The sequence below is a fragment of the Mesorhizobium sp. M7D.F.Ca.US.004.03.1.1 genome (genome assembly GCF_003998635.1).
Lineage (GTDB): Bacteria > Pseudomonadota > Alphaproteobacteria > Rhizobiales > Rhizobiaceae > Mesorhizobium > Mesorhizobium loti.
On record NZ_RZQG01000695.1, the window covers coordinates 1 to 3,236 of the forward strand.

Genomic DNA, 3,236 nt, shown 5'->3' on the forward strand with positions numbered 1-3,236 from the left:
CGGTATGATGTGCGGCGGGTTCGACCAGTGCCTGCCGACCATCCGCTCGGGATGCGAGATATGCGCCTGCAGCTTGGTGATCGGGATGCCCGACGTGTCGGAAGCGACGATGACGGACGGGCCGATCAGCGGATCGATGTCACGATAGGTCTGCGCCTTGATGTCGATATTCTCGGGCACATTCTCGATCACCAGTTCGGCGCCTTCGACGGCCTCGGCGAGCGTCTCGACGAAACGCACGCTGCCGGTGCCCGTCCCCGGCGCCTTGATGTCGAGACGGTCGAGCACGCCGCCGGCGAGATCAAGCATGCCGCGGGCACGCTCGACCGACGCTTGCGAAACATCATACGCCGTGACATCGAGCCCGCCGCGCGAAAGCCGCGCGGCGATGCCTGGACCCATCGTTCCCAGTCCGATGAGAGCGGCGCGCTTGATCATCATGCCGCCTTTGCGGGAACAGCAGCGGTTGCCGACTTGAAGGCCGGTCGAGCGGCGATCGCCGCCACCCAGCGCTCCAGATCGGGCATTGACGGCCGGTCGATCTTGAAGTCGACGCAGCGCTTCAGGATCGGCGCGCAGGCGATGTCGGCAAGGGTCAGCTTGCCGAGCGCCAGGAAGTCCTTGCCGGCCAGGTGGCCGTCGACGATCTTGAGCTGCGCGACCAGGTCCTTCACTTGTTCCTTGTATTCGGCGGTCTGCTCCTCGGGTGTGAGCTTGGCGCCTTTGAAGGCCGCCAGGTAGCCGGGATTGACCGCCGCCAGCAGGAAATCCATCCAGCGCTCGACCTCGGTCTTTTCCGCGGCTGTGGCGCCATTCAACTGTTCGCCGCCGGATGCCGCGAGATAGCGCAGGATGGTGTTGGACTCCCAGATCACGGTGTCGCCGTCGACCAGCGTCGGCACCTTGGAGGTCGGGTTGAGCGCCTTGTATTCCGCCGTCTGGGTGTTCTCGAACTGGCGGCCATAGTCCTCGCGCGTATATGCGGCGCCAAGCTCTTCGAGCATGAAGAGCACCTTCTGGACGTTGCCTGATGTCTGGCGGCCTAACAGCTTGTACATGTCGTCTCCTCGATTGTGTCCAAGGCCTACTTGCCCGCCGGCAGCGGCTTGTAGACGATGGCGTCCATTTCGATCTTGGTGTTGATGACCGCCTTTGCCTCGACGGTCGTGCGCGCCAGGACGGCGTCGCCGATTCCTTCTAGGAACGCCTTGTTGTAGCGGCCGAAATCGCGCGTATCCTCGAGGTAGGTGGTGATCCGCACGACATCCGACAGCGTCGCGCCTTCATGCGCGATGACGCGCGCGATGGTTTTCAGCGTGGCCAGCGTCTCTTCCTCGATCGTGCCGCTGATCATGTTGTTGTTCTCGTCCTTCGGCACCTGGCCCGAGACGAAGATGAAATCGCCGGCACGCACCGCCGGATGAAACGGCAGGTTCGGGTTCTTGTTGCCGATTGCGTAGTGGCTGGCGGATTTTCGCGTGCTGTCGCTCAATGCCTGCTCCTAGAGAACACTGGTTTCGATGATGTCGACGCCGCGAATGCGATCGATCAGATAGACGATGCCGCGGTCGTCGATGGTCACGTCGTTGGACGAGGAACGCTCCGCCCCCTCCGGCGCGTCGGGCATGAAATGGCCGACTTCCTTTGGCGCGAACGGGTCGGCAATGTCGACCAGCCGCAGCCCCTGCGCGAACCACGCAAACGGAATGATCGTGCCCTTGAACCGTTCGGAAGGCTGATGGCAGCCCGTCATCGGCGGTTGCGGCTCACCGTCCGGGTCGAGGCCCGGCACCTGGAAGGTCGAGATCGGCAACGGGTTGGTCTCGTCGGTGATGTCGTAAATCCACGTGAAGGCCGGCGGTGATGGCCGAAGCTTGGCGACGTCCTCGTCCGCCACCACCATGATGTTGCGGCCCTTGAGCGGCTGTGGAATCGGCAGGCAGGTGTGGGTGGGATGCGGAAAGCTTGGGCTCGAATTGACGTGCGAAATCAGCTTCGGCTTGGTGATGTCCGAAATGTCGAGGATGAACAGGCCGTGATGCCAGTAGCTGACAAAGAGCCGGTCGCCCATGCGCAGCGGATGGTGGCAACGCGGCGTGACATAGTCATGCCAGGGGTATTCTTCGCCGCCGCCGGTCCACTGGCCGGGTATCCACCAGCGTCCAACCTCGACCGGCTTCGTGGGATCGATCAGGTCGAGGATCATCACGATATTGCCGACATAACCGTCGGCGGTCGGCGAGATGTAGACGTAACGGCCGTCGAAGTCGTAGCGGTGGACGCCCTTGCCGCCGGTTATCCACTTCGAGATGAGCTTGGGCTGTGCCGGCTTGGTGGTGTCGTAGAGCGCCAGTCCGCCGCCGAAATCGGCCGGGCCGGCATCGCCAAAGCGCTCGTGGTTGATGATCATCAGCCCGTCCTTGGCGCGCACCTTGTGCGAGTGCCAGCCTGGCGGAACATCGATCGTGGCTATCTTGCGCGGATTGCGCGGGTCGGAAATGTCGACCAGCGTCGTGCCGCTCGGCGGCCGCATGTGGCCGATATAGAGGATGTTGCCGTCGACCCAGACCTGGCCGCCGCCTGGGCAGTCGACGTGGCCGATCTGCTTGGTGTTGAACGCCGAAACCAAATGCATACGCCCTTGCTGTTGAAACGTCATTTCGATGTCCCGCCGCCAATGGCGGCGGGACAGTGCTTGCCGAAGGACTGGAACTAGACGAGGCGGAGCAGATCGCCGGCCTGGTTGCGGCCCCAGCGCTTGTAGAGGAGCAGCGCCTTCTGCGTCGGTGCATCGGTGGCGCCGAAGAAGATCACCGGCTCGCTCGACGAGCCGTTGACATGTTCGACCCAGGAACCGCCGGGTATGGCGATGGTGTCGAACTGGTTCCAGTCATAGCGTTTGCCGTCGATGATCGAATGGCCGTTGCCGCGGAACGGCGCCAAAAGCAGGCTGGCCGTCTCGCGCTGCGGCAAGGTCTTCTCACCGGGGCGCAGCATCTGCACGTAGAAATTGATGGTGTGGAAGACCGGGCCGCCAGTGGTCGGATCGACATAGTCGATGACGATGCCTTCATGAGGGTCGCCATCCCAATCCTTGTGGCCATCGAGGACCGCTTCCATCTTCTCCCAGCGATAGACATACATGGGCGACGACAGGCCGCCGCCGCGCTTGTGGTCGACGAAACGCGGCATCAGGCCGCCCTCACCATAGATGCGCTGTGAGTAGTCGCTCGGAT

4 protein-coding genes and 1 pseudogene are annotated in these 3,236 nt (G+C 63.0%); all 5 read right to left on the reverse strand.

What is annotated here, in order from left to right; translation table 11 throughout:
- The coding region (locus tag EN935_RS28180) for a 3-hydroxyacyl-CoA dehydrogenase NAD-binding domain-containing protein (protein ID WP_348629914.1) at positions 1-438 on the reverse strand (438 nt) is incomplete at its 3' end.
- The gene (locus EN935_RS28185) at positions 438-1,058 is read right to left on the reverse strand and encodes a glutathione S-transferase family protein (RefSeq protein WP_127264591.1); all 621 of its coding nucleotides are present in this window, start codon (positions 1,056-1,058) and stop codon (positions 438-440) included. The genes EN935_RS28180 and EN935_RS28185, both read right to left, overlap by 1 nt.
- A 26-nt stretch (positions 1,059-1,084) precedes the next feature.
- Positions 1,085-1,492 (reverse strand): RidA family protein, encoded by a 408-nt coding sequence (locus EN935_RS28190; protein WP_056582478.1) that lies wholly within the window; start codon positions 1,490-1,492, stop codon positions 1,085-1,087.
- Between the two features lie 9 nt (positions 1,493-1,501).
- On the reverse strand, positions 1,502-2,659 hold the full coding sequence (locus EN935_RS28195; RefSeq protein ID WP_127264592.1) for a hypothetical protein: 1,158 nt from the start codon (positions 2,657-2,659) through the stop codon (positions 1,502-1,504).
- Positions 2,660-2,712: 53 nt separating this feature from the next.
- Positions 2,713-3,236, reverse strand: a pseudogene (locus tag EN935_RS28200) (gentisate 1,2-dioxygenase); the annotation flags it as partial.